Consider the following 19495-nt stretch of genomic DNA (forward strand, 5'->3'; position numbering starts at 1 on the left):
ACGACAGACGATCGACCGTTGCAATACATTGAAGGTGAACGCTATGGTGGAGGCGTCGGGGAACGCCGAGCAGCGCCATGGAGCACCCGTGGGGCATGAAGGGGGTCGTGATGCCGGGAGGCAGGCTCACCCAGCAGGAGCGCCAGCAGATCGCGACGGGACTGGCCGACGGCCTGGCCTACGCCGAGATCGCCCGCCGCCTCGACCGGCCGACCTCCACGGTCACACGCGAGGTGATGCGGAACGGCGGCCCCACCGGCTACCGCGCCGACCTGGCCCACCGCGCCACCCACCAGCGCACCCACCGGCGCAGGCAGACCGCGCCCCCGGGGGCGCGGGCGCTCCCGCAGCCCTACGGACGCGACGCCGAAGCCGTGCGCGCGTACCAGGAGACCCTCACCACGGTCTTCATGACCTCGGGCCTGCCCAAGATGATGGCCCGGGTGCTGGGCTGCCTCTACACCACCGACACCGGCAGCCTCACCGCCTCCGAACTCGCCGAGCGCCTCCAGGTCAGCCCGGCCTCCATCTCCAAAGCGATCACGTTCCTCGAAGGCCTGGACCTCGTCCGCCGGGAACGCGACGAACGCCGCCGCGAGCGCTACGTCGTCGACGACGACCTCTGGTACCAGTCGATGATCCGCAGTGCCCGGGCCAACGACCAGTTCATCGAGACGGCGCGGCAGGGCGTCGGCATCCTCGGCAAAGGCACCCCGGCCGCCGCCCGCCTCGAAAACGCCGCCCGCTTCCTCGACTTCGTCAGCGAAGCACTCATCCGCGCGGCGGAACAGGGCCGCGAGGTCCTCTACACCCGGACCGGACCGACCCCGGACGACGAAGAGCCGACCGCCCCACCGGCCGCACCCTGAGCCGAAGCCGACCTCAGCCATGACCGGGACACGGCTCCCTCGCTGGGCACCGTCAAGAGACCGCCGGAACCTTCCGGGCGTGGACGCACGTCCTTCCGCGTGACATGTTCAACTCCAGCGCGTACTTCACCGGCCCTGTCACCTCATCGGTGCGCCAGTTGCTCGATTTCGCCTGGGCGCAGACCCGAGCCTGCGCTTTCGCCATCGCGCTGCTGTCCGGGGTGGCGGTGTCCACCCTGCTCCCAGGCCTCCCGGTGGCCCGGTACGACCTGCTCGTCGTCTACGGCGTGCTGCTCACCCTGCTCTTCTGGCTGCGCGGCTGGGAGTCCGGGCGGGACATCGCCGTCATCACCGTCTGCCACGTCATCGGCCTGGCCTTCGAACTGGTGAAGGTGTCCCTGGGCTCATGGAGCTACCCGGAGCCGGCCGTGCTGAAGTTCGCCGGCGTACCGCTGTACGGAGGATTCCTCTACGCGGCCGTCGGCAGTTACGTCTGCCGGGCCTGGCACCTCTTCGACCTTGAACTGATCCGCTACCGGCCCAGGGCGACCGCGGCGGTGGCCGCGGCCGTCTACCTCAACTTCTTCAGCCATCACTGGCTGCCCGATGCGCGCTGGCCGTTGGCCGCACTGCTGGTGGCCGTCACCGCGGGCACCTCCGCGCGGTTCACGGTGCGCGGCGTACGCCGCCACATGCCGCTGGCCTTGTCGTTCGTCCTGATCGGCTTCTTCCTGTGGGTGGCGGAGAACCTCGCCACCTACCTGGGCGCGTGGCGCTACCCCTACCAGCTCCACGGCTGGCAGCCCGTCGGCGTGGAGAAGTTCGGCGCATGGTCCCTGCTGATCAGCATCACGGTCGTCCTGGTGGCCGCCGGCCGGCCCGGTGGGAAGGCCGGTGCGGCCACACCGGAACCCCGATGGTTTCCCCCTTCGCCGCGCACCGTAACGGCTGCTCTTCGCTTGCGCGGGTTTCCGGGAATGCGCACCCATGTGGCGCATGATCGAAGTGCAGTCGGTGACGCTCGCCTCGACGATGACGGTGAAGGGCGGAGTGCGATGCCGTGACGGCCGAGCACTCCGCCGAGTCATGCGTCAAAGAAAGAGGGAACCATGACGACAACGACGGAGACCCCCACTCGGGAAAAGGCCGGGGTAGGCCAGGAAGAGGCCGGGGAGGAATCCGCCTTCGGTCCGCTCCTGCTGGCAGCACTGCTGTCCCGGCGCGAAGAGCGCGGTGAGGAGTCGATCATCGAGCACCCGCTTCTCCTCGCCGCGCTCGCGCGCCGTCGCCGTGAGGGAGGCGGTGAGGAGTCGGGCATCGAGCACCCGCTGCTTCTGGCCGCGCTCGCGCGCCGTCGTCGTGAGGAGGGCGGTGAGGGGTCGATCATCGACCACCCGCTTCTCCTGGCTGCGCTGATGCATCGGCGTCGTGAGGAGCGCGGCGAGTCGATCATCGAGAACCCGCTGCTTCTGGCCGCGCTCGCGCGCCGTCGCCGTGAGGGAGGCGGTGAGGAGTCGGGCATCGAGCACCCGCTGCTTCTGGCCGCGCTCGCGCGCCGTCGTCGTGAGGAGGGCGGTGAGGGGTCGATCATCGACCACCCGCTTCTCCTGGCTGCGCTGATGCATCGGCGTCGTGAGGAGCGCGGCGAGTCGATCATCGAGAACCCGCTGCTTCTCGCCGCGCTCATGCGCCGCGCATAGGAAAGGCAAAAGGCAACACCCCTGCCCTCCGACTGTTGTAGTCCGCAGCATCGGAGGGCAGGTCCGTACGGAAATCCAAGACTTGAGGAACCGCAATGGCAGCTGCGTCAGGTGGACAATCGGATCGGGATCCCTTCGAAGCCTTCGTCGACGAGATCTTCGAGGAGATGGTGCGCGATGCCGGAATCCCGCATACCGGCACCGGTTCCAGGCAAGGAAAGGACCCGCTGGCCGGAGCCCTGATGGAAGCGGCCGTGGCGTCCCTTTCCCAGCCGCCCTCCCGTTCCTCCGAACTGGAGAGGATGCTGTTCGCGCAGACCCTGGCGACCGCACTGGCAGAATCCCTCGCGCCCGCTCTGGCCGATGTGCTGGCCTCGGAGGTCATGAAGGTGCTGACCCACCGCGCCTCCTCGCACGGCGGAGGCACCCACGAAACCATCGGCGACGCTGGCCGCCGCCGTTCTTCAGGATCCGGCGACCGCTCCTAGGGGGCCGTTTCCCTGCCGTGCGCCTTGGCCCCGACCCACGCCGAGGCATGGGCCGGGGCCCGCGTCACCCCACCCTGGCCGGGCTCAGGGCTGTCGGGCTCGCGGCCGTCACGTGGTGCGGAGCGACCGAAGACAGTGATACGCCGACCTGAGGTAGAAGCCCAGAACCGTGACCGCCAGTCCGAAGCTGAGCGCGTCGAAGACCTCGACGACGAGGTGAGGCGCGCGAAGCAGGCCCGGCACCCTGGCGCAGATCATTCCCAGGCCCATGAGGAGGGGCTGCCATGTCCAGATGAAGGGCCTGCCCTGTTCGGGACGCTCGTTCTTCCGGACTCGGGTCCGCTGCCACCGCCGGCCCCCGAGGCCACCCAGCACCAGCACACACCCCATCGCGACCACGGACCAGTCCATGAACCGCAGCATCACATCTCCCTCGATCCGGAAGGATCTTCCTCCGGCGGGTGGCCAAAGGCAAGGGACCGTTGTCAGTGCCCGCGGCTATGGTCTCCAGCGCGCGGTCGGCTTCCGGGGGTTCCAGCTCCGAAGGGAATGGTTGCATCCCTGACCTGTCCGGGGGCGGCCCGGAGACTCGTCCGGGACCTAACCGACGGTCAGGCTTCGTCGATGACCACAAGGTGACCTGCCAGCGCCGACCGCGCACTGCTCAGGCAGGGGGGTTGGCCGCCAGCCGGCAGGCACCGTTCGCGGCGCCGCCCGGCACGCCGGCCGCGGTCAGGCCCTTCACACAGCCTTGCAGGTCATTGTGCACACCTTGGGTACACGCCGTTCTGACGGCATCCGAGACGTCGACGCCCGCCCCCTGGACCAGGTTGGTGCAGGCCGGGATGTCCGCATGGGCGGCGGGGGCGGCGAAGGCCACACCGAGTGCGAGGGCTAGACCGGTGAGGAGACCGGCTGCGCGGGACGACGTACACATGGGAGCCACCTACTCTCCTGGGTTGGCCGGGACTCGCAGGTTCAACGCGCCGAGCAGCGGACCGGCGGCAAGGCGCGGTACGTGCTCCGGGAGACCGTCAAGACCGCTCCGGCGCACGGACGTTGCCGTCAAGGACAGCTGTCACCACAGCCTGTGGAGCGGCGCCCGCCCAGTCCGGCGCGCTCAGGTGATGCCTTCCGAGTGCCCGTCGGGGAACCTGCACGTGGGAGGGAGGTAGGGGCCGCCCGGGTGGACCGTTCCGCCCTCGGCCGTGCACTGTTCGGCCGAGATGGTCGGATACGTCGCCGCCTGAGCGGTGGCGGCGCCGACGGCACTCATGCCGACGAGGGTTGCTGTGGCGAGGGTGAGCCCAAGCAGTCGTCGTACACGCACGGCCTTCTCCTCTCGCGTGTCCCTGGTGCGGTGCTTCGGGATGACCGGGCTCATGCCAGGGACGCCCTATTACTCAGAATGGGTGACGCTGAGCAAACACGCGAGTCGTGGCGGGCGGGCGCCGCAACCCCGCCGACACGGGACGGAGGTGCCCCGCGCTCGCTCGTGCCGTGAATCCGCCGACGATGTGTCAGCTGTCTCGCGCGGCCGCGGCGAGGTCGGCGGCGGAGCGGTGAGCGGTTGGCGCGGTCGTCAGGGTTCGGGCCAGCGCGAGTGCTCGCCGCTCGGCTGCGGCGCGGTGGGCGGAGTCGGTGATGGTGGTGAAGTCAGCGGGGCGGGCGAAGCCGACGACCCGGCGGATGATCTCGGCGCCGCAGAATCCGAGCGTGTCGGTGAACAGCTCATCGAGGTAGCGCTGTCGTTCAGCCTCCAACGCGTTGGTGGCGACCGAACCACAACGCCAACACCCACCCGGCCGTCTTCGGATCCCTGCGGGTGACCACCCTTGCGCGGTCAAGTGGCGTCTGGTCGGGCACGTAGGCAGGCGCAAGAGATCACAATGTCTTGACCTGGCCGCCGTCGATGGTGAACTCGGCTCCTGTGATGTTGCCGGCGAGCGGGGAGGCGAGGAAGAGAGCCAGATCGGCGACTTCGTGAGCTTCGGTGACTCGTCCTGTGGAGATGCCCATGCTCTGCGGCACGACCGCATCGATGGCTTCCTGCGCGGTGGTCCCGGCCTGGGCTGCCGTGGCATCGGCGAAGCCGCCCGGCGCGGTCCAGAAGGGAGTGCGAACCGGCCCCGGGGCGATCGCGTTGACCCGGACGCCTCGCGGTGCGAACTCCTCGGACAGCGACTTGGTCAGGCTGCTCAGCCCGGCCTTGGCCGCGGAGTAGTCCACGACCACGGGGAAGGGCAGACGCGCGTTGATGGAGCTGATGTTGATGATGGAACCCCCGTCCACGACCAGCAGGTGAGGAAGCGCAGCGCGGCTGGCCCGGACCGCGCTGAACAGGGTCATGTCGAAGATCCGTTGCCACTCGGCGTCGTCGATGTCCAGGAAGCTCGGACGGGGCGTCGCGGTCCCCAGATTGTTGACCAGGACGTCGACCCTGCCGTACTGGTCCACCGCGTGTCGGACGAGTGCGCCCGGTCCGTCTGCGGTGGACAAGTCGACCGGGACTGCGGTGACGCCGTACTTCTCGTGGAGCCCTTTGAGCTCGGGAGTAATGCTCCGGCTGCCGACGGTGACGTGTGCGCCTTCACGGGCGAACGCATCGGCGATGGCCAGGCCGATGCCCTTGCTCGCTCCGGTGACGACGGCGACCCTGTCCTTGAGCTGGAGGTCCATGGCGGTCCTTTTCCGGGTTGGTCACCCCCTCTATCGAGGGTAGGCAGAACTCATGTACCTGAGCATGCCTGAGGCCCGGCTTCAGGTACGAGGCCTGGCTTTAGGGCTGGTCCGGCGATCATGGGCCGAGCCAGGGCCGGACCGAGGCGAGGGCCTGCCTGCGCCCCCATCGTGTTGACCGCCCCGGCAGGCAGTGCTGGAGTCGGCACGTGGACAGCATCCCCGCCAATCGGCGGCTCTGGAACCAGATCAGCAGCGCCTACCAACGCGAGCACGACCCGCAGATCGGCGCCACACCCCGGCTGTGGGGCATGTACTCCATCCCCGACGCGCACCTGCACGCCCTGGGCGACGTCACCGGCAAGCGCGTCCTCGAACTCGGCTGCGGCGCCGGCCAGTGGTCCAGGGCGCTCGCCGCCGAGGGGGCCACCGTGGTCGGGCTCGACCTGTCCGAAGCCCAACTCGCCGCAGCGTCCAGCGCGATGGGAGCGGTCCGCTACCCGCTGGTGCAAGGCGCCGCCGAACAACTTCCCTTCGCCGCCGACAGCTTCGACCTGGTGTTCTGCGACTTCGGCGGGCTCAGCTGGGCGCCCCCGCACCTGGCCGTCCCGCAGGCCGCACGCGTCTTGACCCGAGGCGGGCGCCTGGTGTTCAACGTCGCCAGCCCATGGTTCGAAGCTTGCTACGACGAAGCCGCCAGCCGCGTGACCACGACGCTGCAGCAGGACTACTTCGGGCTGAACACCATCGCCGAAGGCGAGGGCGCGACCAGCTATCAGCTCACCTATGGCGACTGGGTCAAGGTCCTGCGTGGCGCGGGTCTCGTCATCGACGACCTCATCGAGCCGAGGCCCGCACTCGGAACACCCAACGGCTACAACGAAACCGACCCACCCGACTGGGCACACCGCTGGCCGGCGGAACTCCTCTGGGTAACCCACAAACCGTAAGTGCTGTTGCGGAAGCGCCCTGGTCGTCAGTGACCGCCCGCGTCGATGTCAGAAGCAGATGGCAAAGGCCCCGGACCATGATCGCTCCGGGGCCTTTTCCCGTGTGCCCCCGGCAGGATTCGAACCTGCGACACCCGCTTTAGGAGTTTTCCCTGGAAAGGGCTGTGACAGGGCGAATTTGAAAATCGGCCCCGTGGCACGAGGAGTAGCGTGTAAAAGGCGAGGCGAGTCCCGTGATCGCACCGATTCCCGAAGACGGGTGATCCTCATGACCGACTCCGATGCACGGCCTGTTTCCCGGCATCTGCCCAGCGGTGTTCACGAGGCCGTGCAGCCGGGATGTGCGCTGCTCAGGCTGGAGACCACGGAGTCGCGCGAAGGCGTCCTCGACGGTGCGTGGTGGCCGCGGTCGCGCGACATCGCCGCCGAGCTGCCCGCGCTGCTGAGCGCCCTCACCGGTCATCTCGGCCCCGTCACGCGCGTCGGGCTGGACACCACGGCCTGGGAAGGGCTCCCGACGCGGATCGTCGTCGACGACCGAGTGGTACACATCGACTCCTTTCCGCTGGGCGACGACACCGTGCTGATCACCCGAGGTGACCAGGACATCTTCTCGCTGCTGGTGGTTCCGCCGGACACAGCGCCCGAGGCCGCCCGTGCCGCGATGGCTCAGGCCGTCCGGGCCGACAACGTCACCCAGGCGAATCAGATACTCATCGACACAGGAAGCGCGCAGGTGCCGCCAGAGTGAGGTCATCCGCGCCACTCCACCAGGAGCAGCGTCGCGTCATCCGTGGTGTGTCCGCCCCGCGCCCGCTTGAGCGTGTGGGACAGGGACCGTGCCACCGCCCGGATTCCGCGGCCGGTTCTCTCCAACTGGTTCACCCAGTCGATCATCAGGTCCTCCCCGAACTCGTCCTCCCCGGTCTTGTGCTCCTCGATCAGTCCGTCCGTGAAGCAGAGGAGGCGGTCCCCCGGCTCCAGCTTCATCTCGCTCGTCTGCGGCTGCGGACCCCCGAAGCCGACAGGGAGGGTCGTCGGACCGGTCAGCCGGAGTGTGACGCGGTGATCACGGACGAGCATCGGTGACGGGTGCCCGGCGTTGACCCACTGAAGATGCCCCGTCGTGGTGTCCAGCTGCAGCATTTGCGCGGTGACGAAGTGCTCGGGGCCGAACTGGTCCGCCACAGCGCGGTCCATGAAGGCGTAGATCTCCGGCAGCCCGGTGCCGGCGCGGCGGGCGTGGCGGTAGGAGCCGATGGCCACGGTCGCCATCGTGGCCGCGTCCAGTCCGTGCCCCATCGCGTCGATCATGGCCACGTGGAGGACGTCTCCGTTGAGGGCGTAGTCGAAGCTGTCACCCGCCACGTCATAGGCGGGTTCCAGGATCCCGGCCACGGCGACCCGAGGCATGATCATTGCCAGCGGTGGCAGCAGGGCCCACTGGATCTCGGCGGCGACGCTCATCGGTTCCCTGCGTCGGACACCGAAGAAGAGGTCGGAGTAGCCGTGCTTGGTCACGAGCAGGTCGGCCACCAGGCCGGCGATCCTGCGCAGTATGCGGCGGTCGTGGTCATCGACGCTGTCCAACGTCACTGCCATGACCCCGACCTGGTCGCCGCCGTCCAGCAGTGGCAGGTGAACCCGCACGCCGTCGTCCTCGGACAGTTCGACGGGGTGAGCGTCGAGAAAGCAGCGGCCTGCCTCGGAGTCGTCGATCACCTGCGGTTCGCCGTCCGTGAGGCCGTCGCCGGGCAGGGGTACGAGCAGCAGTTGGCCGTAGTCCTGCAGCAGCACCTGAGGCCGACGGCCCCCGAGCCGTTCCACCACGTCGGCGACCAACGGCCCGATGAGATGGGGCGGCAATTCGTGCGCGCGATCGAGGACCTCTCCCAGCAGAGCTTCCCCGAAGCTCTCGGAGCGGTCCGCACGCTGTTCGGCCGTCATCCCCTCACCTGCCATGCTCCGAGCCGATCGGAGCGGCGGGCTGGGACGGTGCAGGGTCTGCCAGTGTCATCGCTCCATCGAGGGGTCGTAGACGCCCCGGGACTGGCCCCGTCACCCGGGCCCGTCCGGATCGGGCCTCTCACCTGAGTCCGGACCCTCCTTCCGACTCCCATGTGTCCTGTCCGTCGAGGCCGCTCTCGGCGAGTGCCAGCAGGCGCGGAGCCGACAGTGGGTTTTCGGGGTCGGCGGCAGCGGTCAGCAGCCGGCTTGCCGTTCCGGCCGGCTCGTCGGGGGGGATCACCAGCAGTTCCCAGCGTCCCACGGTGCCGCAGTCCACGGTGATGGCATGCGCCTCGGCGGCGAAGTCGCTCAGGATCACCTCGATCACATGGCCGGGCGCCATCACCTCCTGCGGGGCGTCGGGCCAGGCGGCGGTCCCCACGGTCACGCGGGTGAGGGTGCCGATGCTCGGATCCAAGGAGCCGACCAGCGCGGGCAGCTCCAGTTCCAGTGCGTCGCAGCGCGGCCACCACGCCCCGTCCAGCGGACCATGACTGACGTCCGGCGTGAGGCGCAGCCGGGGCAAGGGCATCCGGTAGGAGTGTCCGTCACCTGGCGCCGTACCTTCGGCGGGCTTGGTGATGGCGTTCATCGTGCGATCCCGTTCCAGGCGGCTTCAGGCTGCCCGTGTCTGTCACTCGCCGGGAACGGCGCCGCCGTGGTCGTGCGCCCGAAAAGCTCTCGGTATCTGTCAGGCTACTCCCGGCCGTGGCGGGCGGCGTGGTGCGCAGCCATCGCGCGGAGAGGCAGACAGCCATCGCGTGGAGACACGTCCGTACGGCGGACGACGGGTGCCGTGACCGCCCCGGCCGGTACGACCGTCGGCTCATCGCTCCTCTGCCGCATCATCGGCGTGCCAAGGGCACCTCTTCGACAGGCAGGGTCAACACGCAAGGGGCGACAGGGCCGGGCAGCCCGACGACCTCACCCATGTTCTGCCAGCCCCAGGACGAGAAGGCGGCTTGTCCTGCCTGGTCGGCAGGATGCAGCAGGGTGACCCCGAGGGAGGAGTGCAGGTCTGTGAGCAGACGCTGTTGCAGGCGGCGGGCGATATCGCGGTGCTGAACGTGCGGATGGGCCACGACCTGGGTGAGGACGACGAACCGTGCGCGGGAGGTGAGCCGCTGGATGATCTCCTGGAGCGTTCCGTCGACCCCCCCGCGACCGGAGCCGTCAGAGCCCACCGGAAAACCGAAGGCGCAACCGACCAGCACCGTCGTCTCGGCGACCAGCAGGGCGAAGCCGGGGCGGTGGGCAGTGACCGCCAAGCGGTGCAGGAAGTCTCCGCGGTCGTGGTACGCCTCGCCAGCGGTGCCCGCGACGGACTCCGCAGCCAGGTCCGCGATGTCCTCGCGCATACCTTCGGCCTGCCAGCGGGTCAGCCGGCGAAGCCGGATCCCGTCCTTGAGGACCGGCTGATCCGGCCGACGAGCGGGGTCATCGAGCGCCCGCGGCACGGTACTCGTGAGGTCACCGGGCGCGGCGGGCGGCACGGGACTCACGGGGGCCGTAAGGAGCAGCGAAGTCGATCCGGTCGCATCGAGGAGCCGGGTGATCTGCGCGCACGGATGGTGCAGCCGCAGGCGAGCGTGGACCCGGCCGGCGCGCCGTGATGCCGACAGGAGGACGTCCAAGCCCCTGGCGTCGCAGGACCCGACCGTGGTCAGGTCGATATCGATCACGGTGACGCCGTCCAGCAGACACTGCTCCACTGCGGCCCGCAGCAGCGGCGTCGTGGTCGGCCCGATGTCACCGGCAAGCGTGACGAGCGTCCGCTCTCCTCGGTTCCGCCGATGGATGTCCAGCCGGGAAAAGGTCATCACGCCTCCCCTCGGCGGGGTTGCGGACCTGCACGGGTGCTGAGCGCGGCCCCTGCCGTGATGAGCTTGCGCGGAGTTGCTCCGACCGCGGCGGACATGATGCCGACCCGTCTCCGCGCCGACCACTGGGGCGGCCCGGGGTTCGTCTCTCGCCGAGGACGACCCGGCGGGGCAGCCGGAGTGCGTGATGCCCTCGGTACTTCAACCGTACGTCGGCCGCACCGGAAGCGGCTGCGGCGACGGGCGCGCGGCACGGTAGGTGCCGCATCACCTCACGGGCCGTGCCCCGGTCCGGGCTCTGCGACGAGTACGAGCGCATGGGTTCCCGTCAGGCCCGGCTTGCGAAGAGCGCCTCCAGCGGTGTCCTCCACGCCTATGACGTGGTGAACCGAACGCCCTCCCCACTCCCTCTCCCGTCAGGCGGCCTGACGCGCGGGCGGACTTGCCCCGACGACAGGGCGTCTGAGGGGTCAGGTCTTGAGGCGGCTGACTGTGACGCGCTGGCCCTTCAGCAGGGGCAGGTTGCGCACGTGGAAGGCGTGGGCGCCCGTGACGTTGCTCCCGCATGGGCCACAGCAGCTCGCGCGCCGCGCTGAGCTATCAGCACATGACCAGCGACCGTGACCGGGCCATCGCGGATCGGCTCGGGGCCATGATCTGGGGCGGTGGGGGAGCGGCCTCCGACTCGGTGGCCTCCGACTCGGCCGAGAGGGGTCCTGCCGGGCCGTAGTGGCACGTCTGTGGCACGACCCCTGAAACGCCGAAGGGCCAGCCTGGGAGGGGATCCCTCCTGAGCTGGCCCTTCTCTCTGTGCCCCCGGCAGGATTCGAACCTGCGACACCCGCTTTAGGAGTGGGATCGAATCCTTGCCGGGGGGTGCCTGGCGCTGCCGTGCGATGCTGTTTCCCCTGGTCAGAACCGCACGGCGAGCCACTTCGTCCGGCTCATGCGGGCCTGTATCGGGCAGTCCGCTCACGCATCGCTCACGCACCTGAGGTACCTCGGTGTCGTGCTGGCGCATCCCCGTCTCTTCGTAGGGGAGTCTGCGGGGGCCCGGTTCGTTCTTGCGGCCTTCCAACGCCTTGCACATGTTGCCGCTCCGGCAACATGTGCAAGCAGCCGCGCCGATTGGCATGAGCACGTCTAGGAGGTTTCTTAGCTGAACCATGGGATGCTGGCTGGTCCCTTTGGCAAAGTGATCGTCACTGCTAGACGATTCTCGTGAGGAACCTTGTGAGTACGCTCGGTAGCTTCATCTGGTCGATCGCCGACCAGCTTCGGGGGCCCTATCGCCCCAACCAGTACGGGACTGTGATTCTTCCGTTCACGATCCTGAGACGGCTCGATTGCGTACTTGAGCCGGACCGTGCGGTGGTGCGAGAGCTGGCTGCGAGGTACGAGAACCCGAACCGGCTCAAGGTCGAGGTCAAGAAGGCCACGGGGCGGACGTTCTACAACACCTCCAACTACGAATTCGCGAACCTGCTGGCCGATGCGGATGGGCTGGCGGACAACCTCGCTGACTACATTGACCGGTTCTCGGCCGATGTGGACGTGTTCGAGTATTTTGACTTCAAGAAGGAGATCCTGGCCCTGGAGAAAGCTGGACTCCTGCGCGAGATCGTCAAGTCCTTCGGCGCCGTCGACCTGCATCCCAAAGTGGTGTCCAACGCCGACATGGGGGATGCGTTCGAGTACATCATCCGCAAGTTCAACGAGGCCGCGAACGAGACCTCCGGAGACCACTACACGCCGCGCGACGCGATCCGGCTGCTGGTTGATCTGCTCTTCGCTGAGAAGGACGTCGCCCCCTCCGGGGGCAGCATCGTCCGGACGCTGTACGACCCCACCGCCGGCACCGGCGGCATGCTCTCCCTGGCAGAGGAGCACCTGCTCGCTCAGAAGCCCGAGGCGAAGCTCAGCCTGTACGGCCAGGAGTACAACCCGCAGTCGTACGCCATCTGCAAGTCCGACCTGCTCGCGAAGGGGCACTACGCGACCAACATCGCCTTCGGTAACACGCTCACTGACGACGCCTTCAAGGGCCGCCAGTTCGACTTTTGCATGTCTAACCCGCCCTACGGGGTGGACTGGAAGCAGTACGCCAAGGCAGTCAAGGCGGAGCGTGACTCCGCCGGCCCCTACGGCCGATTCGCGCCGGGACTCCCCGCGACCTCGGACGGCCAAATGCTCTTCCTGCTCCACTTGGCCCACAAGATGCGCGCCCCCGAGGACGGTGGTGGCCGCGTCGGCATCATCATGAACGGCTCGCCGCTCTTCAACGGCGCTGCCGAATCCGGCCCCTCCAACATCCGTAGGTGGCTGCTGGAGAACGACCTGGTCGAGGCGATCGTCGCGCTGCCGACCAACATGTTCTTCAACACCGGCATCGCCACCTACATCTGGATCCTCGACAACACCAAGCAAGCAGACCGTCAGGGCAAGGTCCAGCTCATCGACGGCACGTCGTTCTGGACCAAGATGCGCAAGAACCTCGGGGCCAAGGGGCGCGAGATCAGCGACGATGATCGTGCCGAGGTAGTGCGGCTGTACGCCGACTTCGAGGACGCCGACCCCGACCACTCCAAGGTGCTGCGCAACGACGAGTTCGGCTACTGGACCATCACCGTCGAGCGTCCCCTGCTCGATGAGGACGGGAACCCTGTCGTGGATCGCAAGGGCAACCCGAAGCCCGACTCGAAAAAGCGTGACACCGAAAATGTGCCCTTCGCCTACGGTGGCTCAACCGCCGGTGCGACAGGAAAACGCGAGGTCATCCAGACGTACTTCGACACGGAGGTGAAGCCGCATGTTCCTGACGCTTGGATCGACTGGTCCAAGACCAAGACCGGCTACGAGATTCCCTTCACCCGCCACTTCTACAAGTACGTGCCACCCCGCCCGCTCGCCGAGATCGACGCCGACCTGGAGAAGCAGGTTGCCAAGATCCTTGATCTCCTCCGCGAGGTGGAGCAGTGATCACCACCCCGCCGCCCGACTGGCGTGAGACAACGGTGCGGCGAGTGTTGCGCCTGCTGGACCGACCTGCTCGGTCGGGGCTCGGTGTTATCACCGCCTATCGGGATGGCACAGTCACTCTGCGTTCGAACCGCCGAGAGGACGGCTACACCTTTTCTGATAGCGAGAACGGTTATCAGGAGATCCGCCCCGGCGACCTGGTCTTCCACGCCCTCGACGGTTTTGCTGGCGCCGTCGGCGTCTCGGACAGTCATGGCAACGGTTCACCCGTCTACCACGTCTGCGAACCTGTGGTGGGCGACGATCCCGCTTACCTTGCCCGCCTGCTACGCCACCTTGGTACCTCCGGGTTCCTCGCCACCCAGGCGCCGAACGTCCGCGAACGCAGCGTTGATTTCCGTAACTGGAGTACCTTCGCCCGCATTCCTCTTGTATTGCCCCCGGCCGACGAACAGCGAGCCATCGCCCACTACCTCGATCGCGAGACGGCCCGCATCGACACGCTCATCGAGGAGCAGCAGCGGTTGATCGAGATGCTCCGCGAGCGACGGCAAGCCATCATCGACGTGGCCTTTTCGGTGCTTGGTGAGCCTTGCGTGCAATTGCGCCGATACGTCAGATTCCTGACGAGTGGCTCCCGCGGGTGGGCCGATTACTACGCGGATGCGGGCGAGCGTTTCGTCCGCATCGGGAACTTGCCGCGAGCCAGCCTCGACCTTCGAGGTGACGTCCAGTTCGTCGACCTGCCAGCGAATGTGACTGAGGGCTCGCGAACGATGCTGGAGGCAGGAGATCTGCTCTTCTCCATTACGGCCTACTTGGGATCGGTCGCCGTGGTTGGGGGCGACTGGGTCGGTGCGTACGTTAGCCAGCATGTGGCTCTCTGCCGTTTGGAGTCAGAGCATGTGGATTCCAGGTTCATTGGGTGGTTCATGCTGACCACCAAGGGCCAAGATCAGCTCAAGGAAGGTGCTGCAGGCGGGGCGAAGATGCAGCTGGCGCTCGATGACATCAGGGGACTTCGTGTGCCAGTCGCGCCCATCAACGAACAGCGAAACATCGCTGCATCCCTCGATGAGCAGACCGCAAAGATCGACACGCTCATCGAGGAGACCGAGCGCTTCATCGAGCTCTCCAAGGAACGGCGGTCGGCGTTGATCACGGCGGCGGTGACGGGGCAGATTGACGTACGCGAGGGGGCGTGATGGCCGATCACAACGAGGTGGTCTTCGAGACGGAGATCTGTAAGTACCTCGAGGCTCACGGTTGGCTGTACTCGGAGAACGACCGTGACGGCGGGGAGTACGACAGGGAGCGGGCGCTGTTCCCGAATGACCTGTACGCGTGGCTGCAGGAGACGCAGAAGCCGGCGTACGAGAAGGCATTGAAGGCGGCGGGCTCGCAGGCGAGGTTCCTCGACGTGCTGACCGCGGCGCTGGACAGGCCGCTGGAGCATGGTGGGGGCACACTGAACATCCTGCGCAACGGGGTGCAGTACATCGGTGGCGGCCGGTTGAAGATGGCGCAGTTCCGCCCCGAGACCTCGCTCAACGCGACAACCACGGCGCACTACGAGGCGATGCGGGTCCGGGTGGTGCGGCAGGTGCACTTCTCGACCGCTGATCAGCGCATCCTCGATCTGGTGTTCTTCATCAACGGCCTTCCGGTGGCCACGGTGGAGTTGAAGACGGACTTCACCCAGTCGCTGGATGAGGCGATCAACCAGTACAAGCAGGACCGCAACCCACTGACTAATGGGCGGCCCGAGCCGCTGCTGTCCTTCGGACACCGCGCTCTGGTCCACTTCGCGGTCTCGAACGACCTCGCGGCGATGACCACCAGGCTGGAGGGGGAGAAGACCCACTTCCTGCCGTTCAACATCGGCTTCGACAGCGGTGCCGGCAACCCGCCTGGCGCGGACGGACGGTCGTCGACGGCGTACCTGTGGGAACGCGTCTGGGAGAAACACGCCTGGCTGAACATCATCGGGCGGCTGATGATTGTGCAGACCAAGGAGGAGTGGGACGTCACCACCGGCACGTCGGTGAGGCGTACGAGCATGCTCTTCCCACGGTTCCACCAGTGGGAGGCCGTCACGAGCATCGTCGAGGCGGTGAAGGAGGAGGGTGTCGGGCAGCGGTACCTGATTGAGCACTCGGCCGGGTCGGGGAAGACGAACACCATCGCCTGGACGGCCCACCGGCTGGCGCGGCTGCACGTTGATGATCGGAAGGTCTTCGACTCAGTCATCGTGGTCGTGGACCGCACTGTGCTCGACTCCCAGCTGCAGGATGCGATCCGGCAGATCGACGGCACCGGCAAGATCGTCGTGACTATCAGCCCCGAGGACGTCCGCAAGGCCGGCGCGAAATCGAAGTCGGGTCTGCTGGCGCAAGCGTTGAAGAACGGCGAGCTGATCATCGCGGTTACGGTGCAGACTTTCCCGCATGCGCTGGACGAGATCCGGACCGACGCTAGCCTCAAGGGCAAGCGGTTCGCCGTCATCGCCGATGAGGCGCACTCCTCCCAGTCGGGTCAGATCTCCTCGAAGCTGAAGCAGGTACTGACGGCCGAGGAGGTCAAGGAGATCGAGGAGGGCGGCGAGGTCGATGTGGAGTCGGTGCTGGCCTCGGAGATGACCGAGCGGGCCGAGTCGGAGAACATCTCCTACTTCGCCTTCACCGCGACGCCGAAGAACAAGACCCTCGAATTGTTCGGCCGCAAGGGTGCCGACGGGAAGCCGCGCGAGTTCCACCTGTACTCGATGAAGCAGGCGATTGAGGAGGGCTACATCCTCGACGTGCTCAAGGGCTATCAGTCCTACGACACGGCGTTGAAGATCGCCGGCAGGGCCGAGAGCGGTGATGGGGGAGAGGTCGAGGAGGCTGCTGCCCGCAAGGGTCTCATGCGGTGGGTACAACTCCACCCGACGAACATCAGCCAGAAGGTGCAGATCATCGTCGAGCACTTCCACGCCAACGTCGCCTACCTCCTTGAAGGCAAGGCGAAGGCGATGGTGGTGACCGACTCGCGCAAATCCGCGGTGAAGTACAAACTGGCCATCGACGCCTATATCGCCAGGCGCCGCGCCGAGGACGCCTCGTACAACTACCGCACCCTGGTCGCCTTCTCTGCCGGGGTGACGATGGGCGAGGACGAGACCTGGCACAGCGATTGGGGCCCGCAGCCTTCCAAGGATGACGAGTTCACCGAAGCCAACATGAACCCCGGTGCCGGGGCTGATCTGGCAGCCGCATTCAAGGGCGATACGTACAAGATCATGCTGGTCGCCAACAAGTTCCAGACCGGCTTCGACCAGCCCTTACTCTCGGCGATGTACATAGACAAGAAGCTGTCAGGGGTCACCGCGGTGCAGACGCTCTCGCGGCTCAACCGCACCCACCGCACGGCTGGTGGGGAGCAGAAGCGCAAGACATTCGTCATCGACTTCGCCAACAAGCCCGAGGACATCAAGGCAGCCTTCGAGCCGTACTTCAAGAACGCGACCCTGGAGACCGAGACCGATCCGTACGTCGTCGTCCACCTGGCTAACAAGCTTGCCCAGGCCGGAATCTACACCGAGGACGACGTTCGCAAGGTCGCCGAGCTGTGGGTGACTCGGAAGGGCAACAACGCGCTCTCGGCGGCGATCAGCCCGGCGCAGCACGGTTTCCGGCGCCGCTACGCGCGGGCGATCGAGGAGGAGAACAAGGTCACGCTCCAGGAGCTCGACCTGTTCCGCAAGGATGTCTCCACCTACGTACGTCTCTATGACTTCATGTCCCAGATCGTCGACTACGGCGATCCCTACATGGAGATGCTCTCGATCTTCCTGCGCTTGCTGGAGAAGGTCATCGCCGAGTCCGCCTGGGCGGCCGAGGTGGACCTTTCCGACGTGGTGCTGGTCGGGGTCAAGCACAACAAGGCAATCCAGGTCGACATCTCACTTGTGGGCGACGGGCAGCTGAAGGGCATCAGCGCCGCCGGCACGGGAATGAAGAAGGATCCGAAGTACGTCGCGCTCCAGGTCGTCATAGACAAGATGAACGACCTCTTCGGTGCCGAATCGTTCGCCGAGTACCAGGTCAGGGAGTTCGTGCAGGGACTCGTCCAGCGGTTGCTCGCCGACCCGAACCTGATCAGGCAGACCAAGGCGAACTCCAAGAAGCAGTTCCTGGAGTCACCAGATTTCCAAGCCGCCGTTACGGAGGCGGTCGCAGACAACCAGGACGCCCACAACACGATGGCTGACTACTTCTTCACCGACGGGCCGGCCATCAACTCGATCATCGTCGCCCTTGCGGATGCCTTCTACGAAGCAGCGATCGATCAGCAGGTGGATTCATAGATACGGCAGCACGCGCGTCGCACCCCAGCAAGCGGGCCTTGGGTCAAGGGCCGCCCGCCTACTGCCAGACTCCGACCTCAGCGTTTGCGCCAGTCTTTGTGGGGTTCGATGAGGGTGCTGCCTCCTGCCCACTTCATCCTGCAGACCGGGCAGATCACGTACCACTCGTCGCCTGGTGCACTTTCGTCCATGTACCCGTCCTGTCCTGTCCCAGGGCAGTCTTCGGTGATTTCTTCTTGACGCATTGCTTCCCCTCAGTGCCTGGTTGACCAGGCTGCGCCTTCGGCGGCGACAGCGGCAGAGCGGATGCAGGCTAGCGCAGCCCACTGACACGAGCAGGGCACTCGACAATCGTTGGTGGCGATACTCCGACGTCCAGAGCACGATGGTCTCCGCAAGTAGTCAAGATCGCCATAGGTCGCGATGATCACCCAGCTCGACAGCCGGGCACTTTGCAGGACTCCAGTTGGCGGGCGGACGGGTTGTGAGCTCGCCAGACGGCTTCCAGATCCAACGTGTCGCGCGCGGTGCGCATGCGGGTGAAGGCGTTGTCGGAAAAGCGCTTCAGGCGTTGGGAGCTGAATACGAACTCGTGGCAACACGCGGGATCAGCGTCGATGCCCAGGTGCCGCCGCAACGCGACGCACTTGGGTTGGGTCAAGGCAAGGGCCCCAGCGAGCTCGGCCGCTGAGCGGTGGAATTTGGCCTGGAGGTCCACCTCCCGGATCGCGGCGGCGGGCACGGTTTCATCAGCTGCATAGCGCACAGGCGGAGCCGCCTGGTTCTTGACGAAGCGCACCTTGATCAGCAGCCCCTCACCGTCCGTAGCAGTAGCCAGCTCCTCCAAGCGAGGGAAGACTTCCGAGCGCGTCGCTCCCCCGCGTATGCCAGCCTGAACGCGATCGACGTCCTTACTCGAGACGCGGGTCTCCGGCCCGGTGTGGGCCTCCATCGCCAACAAGGTTCGAATCCTGGCTCGCGCCTCGTGCGTCGCTCGTCGGCCCGGCTTGAGTAGGGCCGCGATCTGTGTGTATTCCTCGTCCAGGAGGAGCGCAAGGTCACGGGGCGGGTCAACCGACACCGGCAGTACACGGTCTGGCAGGTGGTCAGCGAGCGGCTCCTTGAATACGCCCCTGAGCAGGTCGTCGAAGAGTGTCACGGCAGCTCGGGCATGCACGTAAAGCAGTTGCTCGGAAACCTGGTTGAACCAGTGTTGCTCGTCATCACGCATGGCATCGATGGCTCTGAGCGTCCCTGCGTCAGGCTCGCTGAGCTTGATGTCCGGGTGTTCTGCAGCCTTGCGTACGCAGGTCTCAAATCCAAGTGACCGCCCCAGGGCCGGGTCGAAGACGCTAATGCCCTTCTGCACGAGCGCGGCTTTCAGCAGCATCTCGAAGGAGTGCTGAAGGTGCAGAAGTACCTTCGTTTCTCGCCCTCGGTTGTGCGGCGAGTTGAATGCCTCGGCCGCCGCAACCATCGAAGAAACGGCCTTCTCCTTGAGGACACGAGCCTCTTGCCTCAGTCTCACTCGCAGCCCTCACGTTCCAGACGCACCAGATAATCGGTGTCCAGGGTAGAGGTTTCCTGTCATTACGGGCTGGTAGATGCTACGACGAGCACCAGACCCGCTCGGTCGCCCCGTCTCTGTGCCCAAC

16 protein-coding genes and 1 pseudogene are annotated in these 19495 nt (G+C 66.6%); 9 read left to right on the forward strand and 8 right to left on the reverse strand.

Annotated features, from left to right (window positions below):
• Positions 1 to 110 precede the first annotated feature (110 nt).
• The 4 genes and pseudogenes from IE244_RS12295 (at position 111) to IE244_RS12310 (ending at position 3057) form a co-directional block, all read left to right on the forward strand.
• Positions 111 to 869 (forward strand): GbsR/MarR family transcriptional regulator, encoded by a 759-nt coding sequence (locus IE244_RS12295; protein ID WP_191873703.1) that lies wholly within the window; start codon positions 111 to 113, stop codon positions 867 to 869.
• 104 nt (positions 870 to 973) lie between these two features.
• Positions 974 to 1747 (forward strand): annotated as a pseudogene (locus tag IE244_RS12300) (DUF817 domain-containing protein); the annotation flags it as partial.
• Positions 1748 to 1978: 231 nt separating this feature from the next.
• Positions 1979 to 2569, forward strand: a complete 591-nt coding sequence (locus tag IE244_RS12305; RefSeq protein ID WP_191873386.1) for a hypothetical protein — start codon at positions 1979 to 1981, stop codon at positions 2567 to 2569.
• Positions 2570 to 2664: 95 nt separating this feature from the next.
• The gene (locus tag IE244_RS12310; RefSeq protein ID WP_191873388.1) at positions 2665 to 3057 is read left to right on the forward strand and encodes a hypothetical protein; all 393 of its coding nucleotides are present in this window, start codon (positions 2665 to 2667) and stop codon (positions 3055 to 3057) included.
• Positions 3058 to 3165: 108 nt separating this feature from the next.
• Here IE244_RS12310 and IE244_RS12315 read toward each other — a convergent pair whose 3' ends face one another.
• From IE244_RS12315 to IE244_RS12330, 4 genes are all read right to left on the reverse strand, one after another.
• The gene (locus tag IE244_RS12315; protein ID WP_191873390.1) at positions 3166 to 3480 is read right to left on the reverse strand and encodes a hypothetical protein; all 315 of its coding nucleotides are present in this window, start codon (positions 3478 to 3480) and stop codon (positions 3166 to 3168) included.
• Positions 3481 to 4177: 697 nt separating this feature from the next.
• Entirely contained in the window at positions 4178 to 4387 is a 210-nt protein-coding gene (locus IE244_RS12320) for a hypothetical protein (RefSeq protein ID WP_191873392.1), read from the reverse strand.
• Between the two features lie 190 nt (positions 4388 to 4577).
• Entirely contained in the window at positions 4578 to 4820 is a 243-nt protein-coding gene (locus tag IE244_RS12325) for a hypothetical protein (RefSeq protein WP_191873394.1), read from the reverse strand.
• A 121-nt stretch (positions 4821 to 4941) separates the two neighbouring features.
• Positions 4942 to 5736, reverse strand: a complete 795-nt coding sequence (locus IE244_RS12330; RefSeq protein ID WP_191873396.1) for an SDR family NAD(P)-dependent oxidoreductase — start codon at positions 5734 to 5736, stop codon at positions 4942 to 4944.
• A gap of 209 nt (positions 5737 to 5945) precedes the next feature.
• Here IE244_RS12330 and IE244_RS12335 point away from each other — a divergent pair, with 209 nt between their 5' ends.
• Together IE244_RS12335 and IE244_RS12340 are read left to right on the forward strand one after the other, a co-directional pair.
• Positions 5946 to 6686, forward strand: coding sequence for a class I SAM-dependent methyltransferase (locus tag IE244_RS12335; RefSeq protein ID WP_191873398.1), 741 nt, complete (start codon positions 5946 to 5948; stop codon positions 6684 to 6686).
• Positions 6687 to 6954: 268 nt separating this feature from the next.
• Positions 6955 to 7437: a DUF5994 family protein gene (locus tag IE244_RS12340; RefSeq protein WP_191873400.1), complete on the forward strand. Its 483-nt coding sequence runs from the start codon at positions 6955 to 6957 to the stop codon at positions 7435 to 7437.
• A 2-nt stretch (positions 7438 to 7439) separates the two neighbouring features.
• Here the strand turns inward: IE244_RS12340 and IE244_RS12345 are convergent, their stop codons facing one another.
• The 3 genes from IE244_RS12345 to IE244_RS12355 all read right to left on the reverse strand — a co-directional run bounded on the left by IE244_RS12345 (position 7440) and on the right by IE244_RS12355 (position 10513).
• Positions 7440 to 8633 carry a PP2C family protein-serine/threonine phosphatase gene (locus tag IE244_RS12345; protein ID WP_191873704.1) on the reverse strand — a complete coding sequence of 398 codons (1194 nt, stop codon included), beginning with the start codon at positions 8631 to 8633 and terminating at the stop codon, positions 7440 to 7442.
• Positions 8634 to 8772: 139 nt separating this feature from the next.
• Positions 8773 to 9285 carry a DUF5994 family protein gene (locus IE244_RS12350; protein ID WP_229854066.1) on the reverse strand — a complete coding sequence of 171 codons (513 nt, stop codon included), beginning with the start codon at positions 9283 to 9285 and terminating at the stop codon, positions 8773 to 8775.
• A gap of 253 nt (positions 9286 to 9538) precedes the next feature.
• Positions 9539 to 10513 (reverse strand): STAS domain-containing protein, encoded by a 975-nt coding sequence (locus IE244_RS12355; protein WP_191873402.1) that lies wholly within the window; start codon positions 10511 to 10513, stop codon positions 9539 to 9541.
• Positions 10514 to 11746: 1233 nt separating this feature from the next.
• Between IE244_RS12355 and IE244_RS12360 the strand changes: the two genes are divergently transcribed.
• Genes IE244_RS12360 through IE244_RS12370 form a run of 3 tightly spaced genes read left to right on the forward strand, consistent with a single transcriptional unit; the run spans position 11747 to position 17840 of the window.
• On the forward strand, positions 11747 to 13492 hold the full coding sequence (locus IE244_RS12360) for a type I restriction-modification system subunit M (RefSeq protein ID WP_191873404.1): 1746 nt from the start codon (positions 11747 to 11749) through the stop codon (positions 13490 to 13492).
• Positions 13489 to 14697: a restriction endonuclease subunit S gene (locus IE244_RS12365; protein WP_191873406.1), complete on the forward strand. Its 1209-nt coding sequence runs from the start codon at positions 13489 to 13491 to the stop codon at positions 14695 to 14697. Before IE244_RS12360 ends, IE244_RS12365 begins: the two co-directional genes overlap by 4 nt.
• Positions 14697 to 17840, forward strand: a complete 3144-nt coding sequence (locus tag IE244_RS12370; RefSeq protein WP_191873408.1) for a type I restriction endonuclease subunit R — start codon at positions 14697 to 14699, stop codon at positions 17838 to 17840. Before IE244_RS12365 ends, IE244_RS12370 begins: the two co-directional genes overlap by 1 nt.
• Before the next feature lie 427 nt (positions 17841 to 18267).
• Here IE244_RS12370 and IE244_RS12375 read toward each other — a convergent pair whose 3' ends face one another.
• Positions 18268 to 19368 carry a DUF3644 domain-containing protein gene (locus IE244_RS12375; protein ID WP_373305738.1) on the reverse strand — a complete coding sequence of 367 codons (1101 nt, stop codon included), beginning with the start codon at positions 19366 to 19368 and terminating at the stop codon, positions 18268 to 18270.
• Positions 19369 to 19495: the final 127 nt, after the last annotated feature.

Origin of the sequence: Streptomyces filipinensis, from assembly GCF_014649495.1 — a bacterium.
GTDB classification, from domain to species: Bacteria; Actinomycetota; Actinomycetes; order Streptomycetales; family Streptomycetaceae; genus Streptomyces; species Streptomyces filipinensis.